The sequence below is a fragment of the Chryseobacterium tructae genome, assembly GCF_030409875.1.
Classification (GTDB): domain Bacteria; phylum Bacteroidota; class Bacteroidia; order Flavobacteriales; family Weeksellaceae; genus Chryseobacterium; species Chryseobacterium tructae.
The window spans coordinates 2,067,227-2,086,072 of the sequence record NZ_JAUFQR010000001.1; the positions used below are offsets into that span (position 1 = coordinate 2,067,227).

Genomic DNA, 18,846 nt, shown 5'->3' on the forward strand with positions numbered 1-18,846 from the left:
CTGTAATTCCACTAATTTACTCTTTAATGAATCTTTGAGATATTATATTTCCTTTACGATCTTTTGCTGTAATGATATATAGTCCCTGGGGTAAATGAGCAACATTCACTTTTTCTTTTGTGGAAGAGGCGTTCATATATTTACCATCCATAGTATATATTGAAATATCTGATATTGCTTCTGAAAAGTAGATATAATCTTTTGCTGGATTCGGATAAATTTTCAAAGTAGTTTTGTCGGTAATATCATGCACTCCAAGTACAAGAGGGAAAATCACTTCATAGGCACCAAGATTAGGTATTCCGGTGCGGGTTGCGCCTGTACAGTCTGTAACAGGAGCACCAGAAATAGTACCTGCAGATCTGCAAATACTATTGTTAAGTAATGCCAAACCATCATCATTGGTCAGTGGGATTCCATCTGCTCCAAGTGGGTTGGCCGGATTACCGAAACCTGGGTTTTGACCAAAAATATTTCCCTGAGCATTAGATCCTAAGGAATTAAAATTTCCAACGGTATACATCGTACTCTGAAGCTGTAGCAGGTTATTAGAGAAACTCACTTGTGAAGAGTTTTTATTATTATAAAAGTCTGAGCTTACTGTATTGTTGAATCCTCCTTTTTTATTATCCCAGAAAATATTATTTTTAAACGTACAGGAGCCTACAGCAGTGAAAACTCCGCCTCCTTCGTTATTGCTATTGATAGAATTGCTATAAATGGTATTATTAACTATTGTATGGGTTCCGGCTGATAAATACATTCCACCACCAGAAGTGCTTGATCTATTCTTATATATAATATTATTGCTTAAGTTATTATTACCCGACAGTAATATTCCTCCTCCCACGCCCAGCGCAGTATTTTCGTATATAGCATTATTAAATATAGTATTGTTTCCATAATTAAGGTAGATGCCACCTCCTCCGTTATGGTCTGTGGTATTATGATGGATAATGTTATTGTTGATAGTACTGGTGCCGCTTGTTACATATATTCCTCCACCTTCACCCCAAACTTTATTGTCATAAACCTTGTTTCCGCTAATAGTATTGGTACTGTAGTAGGTTGAAAGTCCAGCTCCTGTACTCGCTGTATTATTTCGAATGATATTATCTGAAATGATAATGGAATTATTAGTGTATGAGTAAATAGCACCCCCTCCAAGAGCTTTGTTGTTGTAAAATGTATTAGAGGAAATTGTAATATTGCTGTTGTTCATAGAGTGGACTCCGGCACCATTATTTCCGGCTTCATTGTCATAGAAAATATTATTACTGATAATACTCTTTCCATAGCAGGCATAAATACCTCCTCCATACCATCGGAAAATACTCTTCCCATTTACTTCCATCCCCCCTGAAGAGCTGTCAGCATTTCCTCCTGTGATTGAAAATCCATCAATAGTAACCCCTAAAGTACCATCTGAAGCAACAACAACATGATAGCAATTATCATCTTTAGAACCTAGGACACCAAGATCGCCACTGAGAATCGTTGTATTGATATTGGGATTACGCTGAGTGAATAGGGTTTCAGTTCCTGAAAATCCACCATAAATTTTAATTCCATCTTTTACAAAAAAAGTATAATCTCTGGAGTTTAAAACGGTAGCTCCACCCAAAATTGTCCCTATTGCTCCTTGAGGAAGTGAATTCGGAATGTAAGTACCTGAAGCAATCCAGATTTCATCCCCTGCAACACTTTCATTAATAACAGCCTGAAGATCATTCCCGGCACTAGCCCAAGACGTATAAGGGGCAGCTCCTGTCGTATTGGAAATATTGACATATCGTATGGTAGCTTGTAGAGTATTGAATGATGAGGCAGCTATCGTAGATACCATCAATAATTTATAAAATTTCTTCATAGTTAGTTTTCTGAATAGTTTTTTGGATTGCAAATATAAGATTTTGTTTTAAGGTTATAGATTCAGACTCACTTCACATGAACAATATTGACCTCAAAACAAATATAATAAACGATCCAAAAATCCAAAAGAGATTCCCTATTTACAGCACAAAAAACTGATATTATTAACCACTGTCTCACAAATCCTTTCAAACCCATAAAAAAAACCATAAAAAAATCATAAATCCTACATTTTTATCTCTCACCGAAAAACCGTATTTTTGTACATCTAAAAAGTAAAAGAACGAATGAATTCCTACAAAAATCCATTGGAAGAGCGCTATTCCAGTGAAGAAATGTTATTTAATTTCTCACACAATAACAAATTCCGTACCTGGAGAAAGCTTTGGATCGCTTTAGCAGAGATCGAAAAAGACTTAGGGCTGGAAATTACAGACGAGCAAATCGCTGAATTAAAGGCTAATGCTGAAAATATCGATTTCGATAAAGCAGCAGAATACGAAAAGAAATTCCGTCATGATGTAATGGCTCACGTTCACACGTATGGGGATGTAGCACCTTCAGCAAAAGGAATTATTCACTTGGGAGCTACTTCAGCTTTTGTAGGAGACAACACAGACTTAATTCAAATCCGTGACGGACTTTTAATCCTGAAGAAAAAGTTGGTGAACGTAATGAAGAACTTAGCAGACTTTGCAATTCAGTACAAAGACCTTCCCACATTAGGATTTACACACTTTCAACCAGCACAATTAACAACAGTTGGAAAAAGAGCAACCCTTTGGTTACAGAGTTTGGTTCTTGATATTGAAGAATTAGATTTCTTCCTAGAAACACTACGTTTCAGAGGAGTGAAAGGGACTACAGGAACTGCTGCAAGTTTCCTTGAACTGTTCAATGGAGATTATTCTAAAGTAAAACACTTAGATAAAGAACTTTCAAAAAGATTCGGATTCGAAAAAGTTTTCGGAGTTTCCGGACAGACTTACGATAGAAAAATTGATGCTAAAGTAGTTGCTTTATTAGGAAATATCGCTCAATCAGCACATAAATTCACCAACGATTTACGTTTACTTCAAAACCTTAAGGAAATTGAAGAACCATTCGAGAAAAACCAGATCGGTTCATCGGCAATGGCGTACAAGCGTAACCCAATGAGAAGTGAAAGAATTGGAGCATTGGCAAAATACGTAATGTCTCTAACGACAAGTTCTGCAATGGTAGCTTCTACACAATGGTTTGAAAGAACATTGGATGACTCTGCCAACAAGAGATTAACGATTCCTCAGGCATTCCTTGCTGTTGATGCGATCCTATTAATCTGGAACAATATTATGAACGGAATCGTAGTATATCCGAACAGAATCAACAAACACATCGAAGAAGAACTTCCTTTCATGGCAACAGAATACATCATCATGGAAGAAGTGAAAGCTGGAGGTGACCGTCAGGAAATTCACGAAGTAATCAGAGTTCATTCTATGGAAGCTTCCAAGAAAGTAAAGGAAGAAGGAAAAGAAAACGACCTGATCGAAAGAATCTTAAACGATGATTCTTTAAAATTAGATAAATCAAAATTAAAAGAAGTTTTAGATCCGAAGAACTTTATCGGGTTCGCACCGATTCAGACAGAAGAATTTGTCAAAAATGAAGTGCAGCCGATTATAGACCAGAATAAAGACTTGATAGGATTAGAAGCTGATCTTAAAGTATAAAACAATATGCAGCCTTTTGGGCTGCATTTTTTATTTTAAACCAACCATGAACAAAGCCCTTTTACTCATTTCAGTAATCCCTGTACTTGCTTTCTCTCAGGAGAAGGAAGTTTTAAGATATTTTAAAACCAAAGAATCCTTAGTTGGGGTGAAAAACAACAAAGGAGATATTATCGTCCCTGCACAATTTAAAATTTACTCAGATCTTGAAGATGGGGATCTGGTAGAAGGAGAGACAATTCTTTTTGACGGTGAGAAAAAAGGCGAGAGGTCTCAAAAAAATACCTGGGGATATGTTTATGACCGAAAAGGAAATTTTCTTTACACCCCATTCTTATATGATAATGGCCCTGACTATTTTATAGAAGGAGTAAGGCGTTTCGTTAAAAACGGAAAGATCGGTTTTGTAGATAGAAACGGAAAAATAGTTATTGAACCCAAACATGATTTTGTTAACCATTTTACGTATGGATATGCTCAATTTTGTGATGGATGTAAAAGAAATAATGAAGGTGGCTATATAAAAGTACCAGGTGAGAAATGGGGAATGATGAATGCAAAAGGAGAAACGGTGAAGCCTCTGACAACATACTCAGAAAATGATGTGAAAATTGTTGGGAAATATTACCCATATCCTTTTCAATACAACGAGAAAGAAAAAAAGATTCTTCAGTTTTTTGATAAACAGAATGCACTGCTATCAGATCTTTATTATGTAAATCAGTACAATAAAATCCCTGAAAAAGAAAAAAAACTATTTTTTGAAATTGTAGAAAAGCCAAAAGAAAACTTTCCTTATTATCAGGTCAACACATACGATTATACAAAGTACGGTTTGGGGATGCTCTACCGTTTTAAATTTTTGGCTTCAGAAGATGGAAAGAGTTTTTATGCCATAAAAGCGGGTAATGAGAAAGAGTTTCCTTTCGAAAATTGGCTGAAAGAAGAAATAAAACAAGCTGAACAATTTCAAAAAGAACATCCTGATAACCCGAACAAATTCAAAAATAACCAGAATTAAACTTAATGAGAAAAAATATCCTTGTATTTATTTTTGCCGTGGTGTCTGTAATGAACCATGCACAAAGTGAGAAAAAAGTGTATTCAAGCATAGATGCTGCAGCTCAGAAAGTTGCCGCAGAATCTAAGGCATACTCAGTTTCTGTTGGGGTTATAAAAGATGGAAAAATCTACACCAAACATTTTGGTGAAATAGATAAAGGAAAAGGGAATAAAGCAAACGATAATACTTATTTCGCCATAGCTTCTATTACTAAGCTTTTTACGGGGCAGTTATTAGCTAAGGCCGTTCTGGAAGGGAAAGTAAATCTTGATGATGATGTAAGAAAATATCTGAAAGGGTCATATCCAAACTTAGAATATGATGGAACTCCTATCAAAGTTCGAAACTTAATTTCTTATGAAACTGCTTTGCCCAGAAACCTTCCTATTGATGATGAGCTCAGAAAAAACATGAACGATGAGACCCCTTTTCTTTATGAGAAGCTCAATGACGGATATACCAAAGAAGACTTTAAAAAAGACCTGGCTACTGTAAAGCTAGATATGAAACCAGGGACAAAATATAAGTACAGTAATTTAAGCCTTGAATTGACAGGTCTTATGCTGGAAAATATGTACGGAAAAAGTTATGAAACCCTTTTAAAAGAAAATATCTTTTCAAAAACCGGGATGGATCATACCAAACTGGAACTTGATAAAAATGAAAAACAGGCCAATGGATATCATGAAAACGGTCGTCTGATGCCGGTTTCAACAAGTCTTTTATGGGGAGCAGGAGGTTCTAAAACCGAATCTACCATGGGAGATATGATGAAATTCTTAAAAGAAGAACTGGATTCAAAAAATAAAATAGTTCAGGAATCTCAAAGAAATGTTGATAATAGCAAAGAAGCCTGGTATGGATATTTTTGGGATAAATATTGGATTACGGAACATGGCAAAAGAGGATTTAAACATGGTGGATCTTATGGGATAAACAGCCTGTTTACAGTATTTCCCGATTTGAATCTCGGAGTATGCATCATTGTAAATGTTACCGGAGCGGAAACATTTACCCCACTTTATAACGGCACAAGCAGCTTAGTAGATGATCTTATTTCAACTTCAGATAAAAAACAAGTATATGGATATACTGTGAAGGGTGATAAAGTTGTTTTCTCCTATACCCATCCTGTAAATTCAGATGCAAGTCTTCTTCATACGGTCTCAGTAGCAGGAAGTTTTAATGATTGGAATGCTGAAAATAAAGAATACCAGATGGTGAAAAAGGATAAAAGCCACTATGAATTGGAAATTCCAATATCTCGTTTTGAGAAAGGGAAAACCTATTCTTTTAGATTGGTATTAAATAAAGAAGAATGGATAGGAGCTTCTAAAAAAACATCCAATAATGATGGTACCAAAGATAATAATCTGACATTAGTATTGTAAGAAAAAGATGGAGGAGAAAGTATCAGAAGTTTGGGATTTTATAAACGATGAAAATGAAATGATTTCTTTCAAAAGATAGCGGTAAGAAGAAATAAGACAAACCGGAAAATATTTAAAAAAAACATCCTGATAACCCAACAAATTCATCAATAATACCATGAAAAATCTCTTATTATTTGTATTCGCTTTAGCATTTGTAAAACATCATGCACAAAGTGAAAAAGCAGTTTACTCAATCATAGATGCCACAGCTCAAAAGGTTGCAGCAGAATCCAAAGCATATTCTGTCTCCATCGGAGTTATAAAAGATGGAAAAGTGTATACCAAGCACTATGGTGAAATAGATAAAGGAAAAGGAAATAAAGCCAATGATGATACGTATTTTGCAATAGCTTCAGTTACTAAGCTTTTTACAGGTCAATTATTGGCTCAGGCAGTTTTGGAAGGAAAAATAAAACTGGATGATGATATCCGTAAATATTTGAAAGGATCTTATCCCAATTTAGAATATGATGGCGTTCCGATTACCGTAAGAAATTTGATTTCTTATGAAACCGCTTTGCCGAGAAACCTTCCTAATGATGATGAATTAAGGAAAAACATGACAGATGAAACTCCTTTTTTATATGATAAGCTTGGTGAAGGATACACAAAAGAAGACTTTAAAAAAGATCTGGCCAACGTCAAATTAGATATGAAGCCGGGAACAAAATATAAATACAGCAATTTAAGTCTGGAGCTGGTTGGCCTTATGCTGGAAAATATATATGGGAAAAGTTACGAAACCCTTTTGAAAGAAAATATCTTTTCAAAAAACGGAATGAACCATACCAAACTGGAACTTGGAAAAGGGGAAGTGCAGGCCAGCGGATATCACGAGAATTACCGACTGATGCCGGTTTCGAAAAGTCTGCTGTGGGGATCCGGAGGTTCAAAAACCGAATCTACAATGGGAGATATGATGAAGTTTTTAAAAGAAGAACTGGATTCAAAAAATAAAATAGTACAGGAGTCACAAAGAAACCTTAATAACAGTAAAGGAGGCTGGTATGGCTATTTGTGGGATAAGAATTTTATTACAGACAATGGGAAAAGAGGATTCAAGCATGGCGGGTCTTATGGAACAAATACCATGTTTACTATATTTCCGGAGCTGAACATAGGTGTTTGTATCATTGTGAATATCAACGGCCCTGAAATCTATAATACAATTTATAACGGAACTACAAGATTAGTAGGTGATCTGATCTCAAAATCCGATAAGAAAGAGGTGTATGGATATTCAGTGAAAGGTGATAAAGTAATTTTCACTTACACCCATCCTACAAATTTAAATGCAGACCTTCTTCACACAGTCGCTGTGGCAGGAAGTTTTAACGACTGGAATGCTGAAAATAAAGATTACCAGATGGTAAAAAAAGATAAAAACCATTATGAACTGGAAGTTCCGGTATCTCAATTTGAAAAAGGAAAAACCTATTCTTTTAGATTTGTGCTGAATAAAGAAGGTTGGATGGAAGCTCCCAGAAATGCATCCAATAGTGATGGTTCAAAATATAATCATCTTGCATTGGTATTATAAAAAAAGATTGAGGAAAAAGAAAGTAAAAAGAGTAAATTTGTACTCAATAATATAAGGGTGGATGATAACGCCTAAAGATGAGCTAATACTGCTCTGACTCAGTAAAAGTAAAAAGAAAAATAAATCTAATATTAAAATCTGACATCTAATGTCTAATAACAAAAGAATTTTCGTAGAAAAAAGAGGAATTTTCGATGTTGAAAGTCCAAAAATTTTTGATGAAGTAAAAGCAGTTGTTCCGGCAATTCAAAATGTGAAAGTCTACAATGTGTATGACATTTTTAATTTGAAGGATGGGGAATTCGAAAAAGTAGTAAACAATACTTTCGTAGACCCTGTTACTGATATTTTACATACAGAAAACCCTGCAACAAGCATCCACTTCGGAATGGAGTTCCTGCCTGGTCAGTACGATCAGAGAGCAGACTCTGCACAACAGTGTATCGCTTTATTGACAGAAAATGAAAAGTCAAAAGTAAGAAGTGGAAAGCTGATCGAATTTGAAGGAGTTACAGAAGCTGATTTGGTGAAAATCAAAGACCTTTTGATCAATAAAGTAGAATCTCAAGAAAAAGACCTTTCTGTGTTGGATATTCCTGCTGATGAAACCCCTTCAAAAGTATTAATCCACGAAAACTTCATCAATTTTAACGATGCTGAACTTGAAAACTTCTATAACAATCACGGCTTTGCATTAGGATTAGATGACCTGAAATTTATTCAGGAATACTTTAAAACTGAAGAAAGAAACCCTACAGAAACAGAACTGAAGGTATTAGACACGTACTGGAGCGATCACTGTCGTCACACGACTTTCGAAACAGAATTGTCAGATATTCAGTTTGAAGGGAAATTCAAACAGACATTGGATACTATTTTCAATGACTATATCGAAAAAAGAAAATTCTTAGGCCGTGAGCTGAAGCCTATTTCCTTAATGGATTTAGCGACAGTTTGTGGTAAATATTTCCATAAAACAGGGAACCTTGATAACCTTGTCATTTCTGATGAGATCAATGCTTGTACCATCCAGATCGAAGCAGAATATGACGGGAAGAAAGAGCCTTGGTATTTACTATTCAAAAACGAAACACACAACCACCCAACGGAAATTGAACCTTTCGGAGGAGCGTCCACTTGTTTAGGAGGAGCCATCAGAGACCCTTTATCAGGAAGATCTTTCGTATTCCAGGCAATGCGATTAACAGGGGCTGCAGACGTTTTAGAATCGGTAGACAAAACGTTACCAGGGAAATTACCTCAGAAAACGATTACCAAGCAAGCTGCGAACGGATACTCATCTTATGGGAACCAGATCGGTCTTGCAACCACGATGGTTTCTGAAATCTACGACGAAGGCTATAAAGCCAAAAGAATGGAAGTAGGTTTTGTTACCGGAGCAGTTCCTGTAGACTGGGTAAGACGTGAAAAACCAGCAAATGGTGATTCTATCATTATTTTAGGAGGAGCAACAGGCCGTGATGGAGTAGGAGGGGCAAGCGGAAGTTCAAAAGAACAGGACGAAACTTCTATTCATACCATGAGTTCTGAAGTTCAGAAAGGAAATGCCGTAGAAGAACGTAAGATCCAAAGACTATTCAGAAATCCTGAACTGACAAGATTAATCAAAAAATCAAACGATTTCGGTGCAGGAGGTGTTTCTGTAGCGATCGGTGAAATTGCAGACTCTTTAGAAGTAAACCTTGATGTATTACCATTAAAATACGAGGGATTAAACGGAACAGAATTAGCCATCTCTGAATCTCAGGAAAGAATGGCCGTTGTGGTAGATCCAAAGACAAAGAAAAGTTCATCAAATTCTGTGAAGCTGAAAACATTGTTGCTGTAGAAGTAGCAAAAGTAACAGATTCAGGAAGAATGCAGATGTTCTGGAAAGGAGACAAAATTGTAGACCTTTCAAGAGCATTCCTTGATACCAACGGATGTTCAAAATCTCAGGAGGTAAAAATCAACCATCTTGAAGAAGTAAAAACAGAAACTAAGGCTTTCAACGAAGAAAACTTCGTAAATACCTTAAAAGATAAAAACGTAGCTTCTCAAAAAGGATTATTGGAAATGTTCGACTCTTCAGTAGGAGGAACAACTGTTGCCATGCCTTTAGGTGGAAAATACCAACAAACCCTAATGGAAGGAAGTGTTCAGACACTACCAATCTTAGGAGCAAAAGATATCAAAACAGTATCTTTAGCAAGTTGGGGATTCGATGCTGAAATCTCAAAACAAAACTCATTACTGGGGTCATCTTATGCTGTAGTAGAAAGTGTTGCGAAGATTGTAGCAATGGGAGGTGATTATAAAAACATCAGATTAAGCTTCCAGGAATATTTCGAAAAGCTAGGTCAGGCACCTGAAAAATGGGGCAAACCTTTGGCTTCTCTTCTAGGAGCTTATGATGCACAGATCAACCTTGGATTAGCGGCGATTGGAGGTAAAGATTCCATGAGTGGAACCTATCAGGATCTGAATGTTCCGCCAACATTAATTTCTTTTGCATGCGCTAACGGAGAAAAACAAAATATCATTTCCCCTGAATTTAAAGCAGCAGGAAACAAAGTATATTTCTTCAATCATGTCGCTCAGGAAAACGGTCTTCCAAACTATGATGCTTTAAAAGCAGTGTATGAATTCATTTTTGAAAACATCAAATCAGGAAAAATCGTTTCTGTAAAAACAGTAAAAGATGGTGGTATCGCAGTAGCATTAGCAAAAATGAGCTTCGGAAACAGATTGGGAGCCGAGATCAACGCTGATGAAAGTGTTTTACTAGCTAAAAATATCGGTAGCTTAATCATCGAAACTAAAGAAGAACTAAGCAATGCATCTCTTCAGTTAATCGGAGAAGTAAAAGATTCTGGCATTTTAAAGATCAATGGTCTTGAGTCCAGCATCTTGAATCTTGTATCTGCTTACACCGGTACATTCGAAAACCTTTTCCCAACAACAGAAAAAGAAAAGATCACGGTTGAAATTGATGAAAAATCAAACTCAATCAATCCAAGAAATATCATCATCAAAAAACACGGAATTGCACAGCCTAAAGTATTTGCTCCGGTGTTCCCGGGAACAAACTGTGAGTATGATACCCTAAACGCATTCCAGAAAGAAGGAGCTGTGGTAAGCAGCCTGCCTTTGATCAACATCAGCCATCAATTGTTGGATGAAAGTATTGATGCATGGGTAGAAGAGATCAGAACTTCTCAGATCCTAGCGTTCTCAGGTGGTTTCTCAGCAGGTGATGAACCTGACGGTTCTGCAAAATTCATTGTCAACGTTTTAAAGAACGAGAAGATGAGAAATGCAGTTCACGAATTATTAGACAGAGACGGGATGATTATCGGGATCTGTAACGGGTTCCAGGCTTTGGTTAAATCTGGATTATTACCTTACGGAAGAATCAAGGATCTGGATGAAAACTCTCCAACATTGGCTCACAATGCGATCAGAAGACACATTTCTCAGATGGTAACTGTAAAAGTAGTGAACGATGAAAGTCCATGGTTAAAAGGAATGAAAGGTCAGACCTTTACTATTCCGATTTCTCACGGAGAAGGACGTTTCATGGCTTCAGAAGAAGAAATCAAGAAGTTATATGAAAACGGGCAGATTGCAACGCAGTATATCGACTTCGATGGAAATATTGCCCACGGAATGCCATTTAATCCTAACAATTCGTTATTTGGAATTGAAGGCGTTACCAGCCCATGTGGAAAGATCTACGGCAGAATGGGACACCCGGAAAGATTTACGGATGGTCTCATGAAAAATATACCAACCGCGAATTATCACAATATATTCAAAAACGGTGTAGAATACTTCAAATAAAAAATCAACCTCATAGAATTTCAATATCTATGAGGTTTTTTTTACTATTTAATCAATAAGTTTATATTTTTGTACCATTACAATTAGAAAACAAAACGATAACCGATGAACGAAGACCATTCTTCTGAACCCCAAAAAGAAATCAAAAGAATAGATGCCCATTACATCTCCCACGAGATACAACACCTTTTACATTTTGATAAAGGCTTTCCTTTTACTTTTAAAGAAGTTTTGATACGCCCGGGAAAAGCCGTAAGAGAATATCTTAGAGAAAACCGTGAAAAATATGTGAAACCAATCGTGTTTTTAGTTTTCGCAGCAGTTCTTTATACTTTCATTATTCATTTATTGCATATTGACGTTCTTATATTTAATATAAAAGGATTTGAGGAAACGAAACAATGGGAAAATAATATAAATACCGAAGCGATCAATAGCTGGATAGATTCTCATCTTGCATATTCTGCTTTGATCATTGGATTTTTTATGGCTTTATGGACGAAATTATTCTTTTACAAAAAGGGATATAACTTATTTGAGATCTTCGTATTACTGTCCTATATTTTTGGCGTGTTTTTTATTTCACTTCTATTCTTTCTATTGCTCACAAAGCTTACTGGCCTGTTGATGATCACCCAAATTGGGGTGTTTTTGCTTCAGATTTACTTTGTATGTGCAATAGGGCAGTTTTTTGGAGAAAAGGTCTTTTTAAATTACGTTAAAAGTTTAATTTGTTTATTTTTAGGAGTTGTTACCTACAAATACACTTTGATTCTATTGGCTTACCTGATCCATCTTTTTAAGTGAAATGTATTTTAATAAGAAAACTACAACATTTTAAGAATCATCACCTATCATTAAAAATGAAATTGAATACCTCAAATAACAATACAGGAAAAATGATCGTCATCCATGGTGATCTTTTTTCATCTTTAGAAGGTTTTTACGAAGAAGTTTCCAAGGTATTAATGAAAGACACAGATTGGAAAGTCGGAACCTTAGACGGCTTTGATGATATTCTTTACGGAGGTTTTGGAGTCTTTGAAAATAAAGAAGAAATTGAAATCATTTGGAAAGATTCACAAAGATCAAAGGAAGATTTAGGCTTAAAAGCTACTCAGAAATTTTACGAAAACAAAATCAGGCAGGGAAAACCATTTAACATAGAACTTATTCAGCAAAAACTGGATGATTTGAATGAAGGAAAAGGACAAATATTGTTTGAAATCCTTATAGAAATTATTGAATCCCATCCAAATATTACTCTGACGCTGGATTGATGAGTATCCCTTCAAATTGAACCTATAAGGTTTGAAATATCATAAATCTATACGAATCTATCCCATCACGTTTGTTAAAACCTCCTTTGCCTCCTAAGGTCTGTAGAATAATGATAAAGACTTTGCGTTAAAAACAAAAACTTCTACTGATTATGATTTAAACGCTAAGATCGCAGGAAAGTCATAATGAGAGTGAATATTTTTTGTTCGCAAAGGCATTTCTTAATCCCTTAAAAACTCTTAATGGTTTAAATCCTTTCAACACGATTTTATAGTAAAAAATCTCTCGCAGATTAGGCGGATTTAGCAGATTTTTATCTTACTTTGAAAATTATTTTAAAACTCTGATCTATACATTGTGATGGGTTAAAATCAGAAAACAATAGGATTAATTGAATGAAGAAAATTATATATGGACTGTTCTTTGGAGACAGTATAACGTATGGTGAGTATGATGGCGTTTTTGGAGGCTGGGTAGATATTTTAAAGAGGTATGCACTACAGCAGTTCCATGAAGGAAATGGTGATGAACTGATTCTATTCAATTTAGGAATCGGTGGCGAAACAACAGAAGGTTTGTTGAAACGAATGCCTGTAGAATTAGAGGCAAGAAATTCTGCCGATGGAAACTTAGTTTTCATAAGCTATGGAGCGAATGACCTTGCTATAAAAGAAGGAATACAGGTTGTGAATCCTGAAAAATTTAAAAATAACATCATCACGGCTGTTCACCATGCGAAAAAGTTTTCCAATGATATTTTCCTGGTAAGTATTCTCCCTGTTTCTAAAAATATAGATCGAGTAGTAGTGAGCTCAGGAAAGCTAAGATCCAATCAGGAAGTGATTGTTTACAATCAGATTCTCAAAGACATTGCAGCAGACTATTCTTTAGGATATATTGATTTTTATAACGCAGTATTGGATGATAAAGAAGTTTTGCTGTCCGCAGACGGAGTTCATCCCAACGAAAAAGGCTATGGAATAATGGCCGAAATTGCCATTCCAATCATTGAAAAATATTTATAATGCCCTATTTATTTTCTTACGGAACCTTACAGAAAGAACAGGTTCAAATCGAAACATTCGGACGGATTTTGCAGGGTGAAAAAGACACTTTATCCCAATATAGACTAGGTGTGCTTGAAATTACAGACCCTGAAGTATTACGAAAAAGCGGCCAGAAATACCATCCTGTCCTTGAATTTTCTGAAAACAATGATGATGAAGTGGAAGGAGTGCTTTTTGAAGTGACTGAAGCAGAAATCCTTCAGGCAGATGAATATGAAGTAGACGACTACAAGAGAATTGAAACCGTATTTAAATCTGGAAAAAAAGGATTTATCTACGTGGCTGCCTCCTCCAGAAAATAGCAGCAAATATCCTATTCATTATTAAACAACATTTGTGAATCTGAATATATCAATATCAATAGAAACGGGCTTTAGCCAAAACATAAAAAATCTGCCTGATCTGCAAATCTGCGAGAATTTTAAAAATATAAAAATCAATTTATTTGTTGTTCCCAGTAGCAATAATCATGAATGTTAACGATCTCTCCTGACAAACAGTTGTCACAACTTCCCTCTATCTTTGGCTTACAACAAAAAATTATAAAATGAACAACGTAAAAGTGGAACCTTTTAAGGTAATCGGTATTGCAGTAAGAACAACCAATGAGAGTGAACAGGCAGCCAAAGATATTCCGGTATTATGGGAGAAGTTTATAAAAGAAAATATACTGGATAACATCCCCAACAAAATAGATAATACGGTTTATTCCATCTATACAGATTATGAAAAGGATCATACAAAGCCCTATACTACATTATTAGGCTGTAAGGTAGAAAACCTTGATCATATTCCGGATGGAATGATCGGAAAGTCTTTTAATGGAGGAGATTATGTGAAATTTACCACAAAAGGGAATCTTGCAGAAGGCCTGGTAATCAATGAATGGTTTAAAATCTGGAATATGGATCTGGGCAGAACCTTTACAGCTGATTTTGAAATGTATGGTGAAAAAGCACAAAATCCTTCCGATGCAGAAGTTGATATTTTAATTGCAGTGAAATAAAATTCAAAAAACAAAGTCTCCTATCTTGACAACCTTTTGAATTGAAGACGTAATATTCCCCTCCTCTGGAGGATTGCCAAATCAAAGATTTGACGGGGTGGTTAAAAAATATACTTCCAATACACAAGAACTCCAATAGCTGCAGAGGTAATGGCAATAAGTACAACGGCACCGGCTGCAATGTCCTTAATAAAGCCGATTCTTTTATCAAAATCAGGTTGAATGATGTCGCATATCTTTCGATGGCTGTGTTGAAAATTTCAGCACTTAAAACAGCTACAGAAGCCAGAAGAATAAGTGCCGCATCAGTAAAAGTAAGCTTTAGATAAAAAATAAGAAAAAGGTTAACAAAAAAAGCAAGAAGTTCAATCTGAAAATTTCTTTCCGTTTTTATCATGACAAAAACACCCCGGAAAGCATTCAGAAAACTTTTATGAAGGGGAGGTTTTCGCATATTTCTTCTACTTTTTTCAACAAAGATAGCTTTTGTATTTTGATTGTTGCCGCTAATCTGCTATATTTGGATTATTAAGATTAAAATATATTCAGTGGTCAATATTTTGATACAAAAATATACCGCTATGGAAACCAGAACGTAATATCGGGTCTGAAACCCCATTGACGATCTTTGTTCAAAACTCGTCGGGATTATTCTTTTCTTTGTTGTATGTATTTATTATATTTGTAGAAACTTATTTTATAAATCTATGAAATTTATTATTTCAAGTGGTGAACTGCAGAAGGCGTTGCAAACTGTAAGTGGCGTAATATCAAGCTCTCAATCGAGACCGATTTTAGAAAACTATCTTTTTGAATTAGACGGAAATAATGTTACCATTACAGCATCTGACGGCGAGACAACTCTTGTAACTTCTCTGGAAGTAAAGTCTGATGATTCAGGTAAATTTGCTGTTCCTGCTAAAATTTTTCAAGATTTTATCAAGACATATGGAGAACAGCCTTTAACATTTGTTGTAAAGGACAATGCAGAAGGAACTGGAAGCCAGCTTGAGATTTTAGATGAAAAAGATAATTTCGCAGTAGCATTAGATAACGCTGATGACTATCCTGAATTGCCAGAATTCGACGCTTCTCAAAGCGTGGTAATGCCGGCTGGAGTTTTGTCTGAAGCTTTAACCAATACATTATTTGCCACCAGTAACGATTCACTTCGTCCGGTAATGACGGGAGTATTATTCCAGTTTACAGAAAATGAAACCAATTTCGTTTCTACAGACTCTCACAGGCTTGTTGTTTACAAAAGAGCAGACCTGATGAATGCTGAACCAATGGAATTTATCATGCCTAAAAAACCTTTGAATATCTTCAAAAATATTCTGGCAAGTTCTAACGAAGACGTGAAAATCGACTTCAATGAGAATATGGCTAAATTTACTTTCGGTAAACATATCTGGATCTGTAGACTGATTGACGGTAAATATCCAAACTATACAGCGGTAATCCCTAAAGAAAACCCAAATGTATTAACCATCAACAGAAACCTTCTATTAGGAGCAATCAAGAGAGCATCTATCATGTCTAACAAATCTACCAACCAGGTAAGATTTAAGCTTTCAGGAAATATTCTTCACCTTCATGCAGAAGATACTGAATATGCAAACAAAGCAGATATGCAGATTCCTTGTGACTACAACGGAGAAGATATCAATATCGGATTCAGCTCTAAATTTTTAACGGAAATGTTGACAATCCTGGGATCTGATGATATTACCATGAAAATGTCTCAGCCAAACAGACCGGGGATCATTGAACCGCTTGATGGTCTTGAAGAAAACGAAAATATCTTAATGTTATCAATGCCGGTAATCGGGTTGTAAGATTAGAATGACAAATAGTAAAAGCCGGAGTAATCCGGCTTTTTTTGTTTTTTATAGTCAAAATATTGAACGTTAAGAAATATGAAGATTTTAAGAAAAGTTAAGTTGCATCAAAGATGGATTCAGGATGCTGATCGCTAAGTGAAACGCCTTTGCGCCCTTAAATTATACATTATCATTATAAAACCATTGCGTTCCTTGCGTTAAAAACTCAGTAATATAATCTTGTTTAAGCGCTAAGTTCGCAAAAAAGGATTATAAGGCTGTATGTTTTCGTTTGCAAGGGGGCATTTCATTCAGCAGAGATGATGCATGATAGGGTAAATGAATGTTTAGAATCAACAGAGTAGCCTTAGCTGAGTAAAACACCTTTGCGATCTTTAAAAATAATACGGTGTAATTATAAAATCCTTGCGTACACCGCGTTAAAAGAATATATATAAGTAAAATTATAACGTTCTTTGTAATGCACAACAACGCTCATTATGGAAATAAAAATACAGTCTTACCGAATTTCAGATTTTCCTTCTCATTTTACTACTGAAAACTACAGTGTTGTTTTATGGAAAGGTTCAGGTGTTTTTTCTGTAGATGATATCAATTATTCTTATGAAGGATATAATATCTTATTTCTTTCACCCTATCAAAGGTTGAAACTGGCTTCAGAGACAGATGAGAATATTGATGTTCTTTTATTTCATGGTGATTTTTACTGTATAGAGTATCATAAAGAAGAAGTAGCCTGTAACGGACTACTTTTCAATAATATTTATTTGAATCCAGGCATAGAACTCTCAAAAGAAAACTATGAATACATTCTGGAGCTTTTTAATCATATAAAAAAGGAAGAAACAGAAAATCACCAGTTTTCACAATCTATTATTAAAACTTATATCCAGCTGATTCTTGCCATTTGCAGTAAGCAGAAAAGTGGGGTGGAAAACACTTCGGTTACCAATGAAAAACTGCCGAATAAAAACGCTGTAGAATTTCAGAAGCTGCTTGAAATTAACTTTAAAAATGAAAAAGAACTCTCATTTTACAGTGATAAACTGAATATAACCAACAGTACTTTGAGTAAGGCTGTCAAAAAAGAATTTTCTAAAACACCTACTCAATTGTTGAATGAGAGAATCATTCTTGAATCTAAAAAATTACTTCATTTAACCTATCGTTCCATAAAAGAAATCGCTTCTGAATTAGGGTTTGACGATGAATTCTATTTCAGCAGGTATTTCAAAAAATCGGTAGGCTGCTCTCCGAAACAATATCGGGAGAAAGTAGGGATTTCTGTAGTGGCAAAAATGTCCATGTAATGTCCTGAAATATCTATGGTAAGGCTGTAGACATGTGAATACCTTTGTTAAAAAAAGTAAATCATATGCAAAACAGTAATGTATACAATCGTTTATTAAGACTGGATGTTTATTCCTTGAATTTTCTGAGAATATCAATATTTGTCGTTATGGCATGGATTGGCGGACTTAAGGCTTTTCAATATGAAGCTGATGGAATTGTACCGTTTGTTGCCAATAGTCCTTTCATGAGTTTCTTCTACAAAAATGCAGGAAATAAAGTGCTGAATGATGATAAAAAGCTTGTTTCAGAATATACTTTATATAAAAATCCGGAAGGAAAAGTGGTAAAGAAAAACATGGATTGGCATACGCAAAACGGAACCTATACCTTTGCTTACGGATTGGGAACGATGATTGTCATCATAGGAATAATGGTCTTATTAGGAATGTGGTTTCCTAAAATAGGAGCAATAGGAGGAGCTCTGACGTTTTTAATGTCATTGGTTACGTTGTCTTTTCTGGTGACAACACCTGAAGTATATGTTCCTAATCTTGGTGGTGATTATTCAACGCCTCAATATGGGTTTCCTTATCTTTCTGGGGCAGGACGTCTTGTCTTAAAAGATATTATTATGATGGCAGGCGGATTGGTTTTATTTTCCGATAGTGTAAAGAAAGTTTTGAAGCCATCTTAGATTCTATTTTAAAATTACTTACCGGAACTTTTTAAGGTAGCAAGTAATATAGTAATTTATTTGGTTTCCTGGAGAGAAAATAATCAAAATTAATTCTCTTAAAATCGCTCTGAAATTTCTGTATTTCTCAAAAAAACACGACATTTGTACCGCGAAAAACCGACTCAATCATTGAACGGAATTTCAAATAAAAGT

Annotated in this window: 14 protein-coding genes and 1 pseudogene; 13 read left to right on the forward strand and 2 right to left on the reverse strand. The window is 35.3% G+C overall.

Annotated elements, in window-relative coordinates; genetic code table 11:
* Positions 1-16: 16 nt before the first annotated feature.
* Positions 17-1,870: a right-handed parallel beta-helix repeat-containing protein gene (locus tag QWZ06_RS10230; protein ID WP_290297755.1), complete on the reverse strand. Its 1,854-nt coding sequence runs from the start codon at positions 1,868-1,870 to the stop codon at positions 17-19.
* Positions 1,871-2,159: 289 nt separating this feature from the next.
* Here QWZ06_RS10230 and purB point away from each other — a divergent pair, with 289 nt between their 5' ends.
* The 10 genes and pseudogenes from purB (at position 2,160) to QWZ06_RS10280 (ending at position 14,820) form a co-directional block, all read left to right on the forward strand.
* Positions 2,160-3,587 carry an adenylosuccinate lyase gene (gene purB / locus QWZ06_RS10235; RefSeq protein ID WP_047096071.1) on the forward strand — a complete coding sequence of 476 codons (1,428 nt, stop codon included), beginning with the start codon at positions 2,160-2,162 and terminating at the stop codon, positions 3,585-3,587.
* A 46-nt stretch (positions 3,588-3,633) separates the two neighbouring features.
* Entirely contained in the window at positions 3,634-4,608 is a 975-nt protein-coding gene (locus QWZ06_RS10240; RefSeq protein WP_290297758.1) for a WG repeat-containing protein, read from the forward strand.
* A gap of 5 nt (positions 4,609-4,613) precedes the next feature.
* Positions 4,614-6,041 (forward strand): serine hydrolase, encoded by a 1,428-nt coding sequence (locus QWZ06_RS10245; RefSeq protein WP_290297760.1) that lies wholly within the window; start codon positions 4,614-4,616, stop codon positions 6,039-6,041.
* A 157-nt stretch (positions 6,042-6,198) separates the two neighbouring features.
* Positions 6,199-7,623, forward strand: a complete 1,425-nt coding sequence (locus tag QWZ06_RS10250) for a serine hydrolase (RefSeq protein ID WP_290297763.1) — start codon at positions 6,199-6,201, stop codon at positions 7,621-7,623.
* A 148-nt stretch (positions 7,624-7,771) separates the two neighbouring features.
* A pseudogene (locus QWZ06_RS10255) lies at positions 7,772-11,466 on the forward strand (phosphoribosylformylglycinamidine synthase).
* Between the two features lie 105 nt (positions 11,467-11,571).
* A complete protein-coding gene (locus tag QWZ06_RS10260; protein WP_290297765.1) occupies positions 11,572-12,273 on the forward strand; it encodes a DUF3667 domain-containing protein in 702 nt (233 codons plus the stop codon).
* Positions 12,274-12,329: 56 nt separating this feature from the next.
* Positions 12,330-12,746: a barstar family protein gene (locus QWZ06_RS10265; protein WP_290297768.1), complete on the forward strand. Its 417-nt coding sequence runs from the start codon at positions 12,330-12,332 to the stop codon at positions 12,744-12,746.
* Positions 12,747-13,142: 396 nt separating this feature from the next.
* Positions 13,143-13,772 (forward strand): SGNH/GDSL hydrolase family protein, encoded by a 630-nt coding sequence (locus QWZ06_RS10270; protein WP_290297771.1) that lies wholly within the window; start codon positions 13,143-13,145, stop codon positions 13,770-13,772.
* Positions 13,772-14,116, forward strand: a complete 345-nt coding sequence (locus tag QWZ06_RS10275) for a gamma-glutamylcyclotransferase family protein (protein WP_290297774.1) — start codon at positions 13,772-13,774, stop codon at positions 14,114-14,116. Before QWZ06_RS10270 ends, QWZ06_RS10275 begins: the two co-directional genes overlap by 1 nt.
* Before the next feature lie 245 nt (positions 14,117-14,361).
* Entirely contained in the window at positions 14,362-14,820 is a 459-nt protein-coding gene (locus QWZ06_RS10280) for a GyrI-like domain-containing protein (RefSeq protein ID WP_290297776.1), read from the forward strand.
* Here QWZ06_RS10280 and QWZ06_RS27815 read toward each other — a convergent pair.
* On the reverse strand, positions 14,738-15,274 hold the full coding sequence (locus tag QWZ06_RS27815; RefSeq protein ID WP_435384117.1) for a diacylglycerol kinase: 537 nt from the start codon (positions 15,272-15,274) through the stop codon (positions 14,738-14,740). The genes QWZ06_RS10280 and QWZ06_RS27815 overlap by 83 nt on opposite strands.
* A gap of 253 nt (positions 15,275-15,527) precedes the next feature.
* Here QWZ06_RS27815 and dnaN point away from each other — a divergent pair, with 253 nt between their 5' ends.
* The 3 genes from dnaN to QWZ06_RS10300 all read left to right on the forward strand — a co-directional run bounded on the left by dnaN (position 15,528) and on the right by QWZ06_RS10300 (position 18,651).
* Positions 15,528-16,658, forward strand: coding sequence for a DNA polymerase III subunit beta (gene dnaN, locus QWZ06_RS10290; protein WP_123856442.1), 1,131 nt, complete (start codon positions 15,528-15,530; stop codon positions 16,656-16,658).
* Between the two features lie 485 nt (positions 16,659-17,143).
* Entirely contained in the window at positions 17,144-17,974 is an 831-nt protein-coding gene (locus tag QWZ06_RS10295) for an AraC family transcriptional regulator (RefSeq protein ID WP_290297784.1), read from the forward strand.
* A 65-nt stretch (positions 17,975-18,039) separates the two neighbouring features.
* On the forward strand, positions 18,040-18,651 hold the full coding sequence (locus tag QWZ06_RS10300) for a DUF417 family protein (protein ID WP_290297788.1): 612 nt from the start codon (positions 18,040-18,042) through the stop codon (positions 18,649-18,651).
* Positions 18,652-18,846 lie beyond the last annotated feature (195 nt).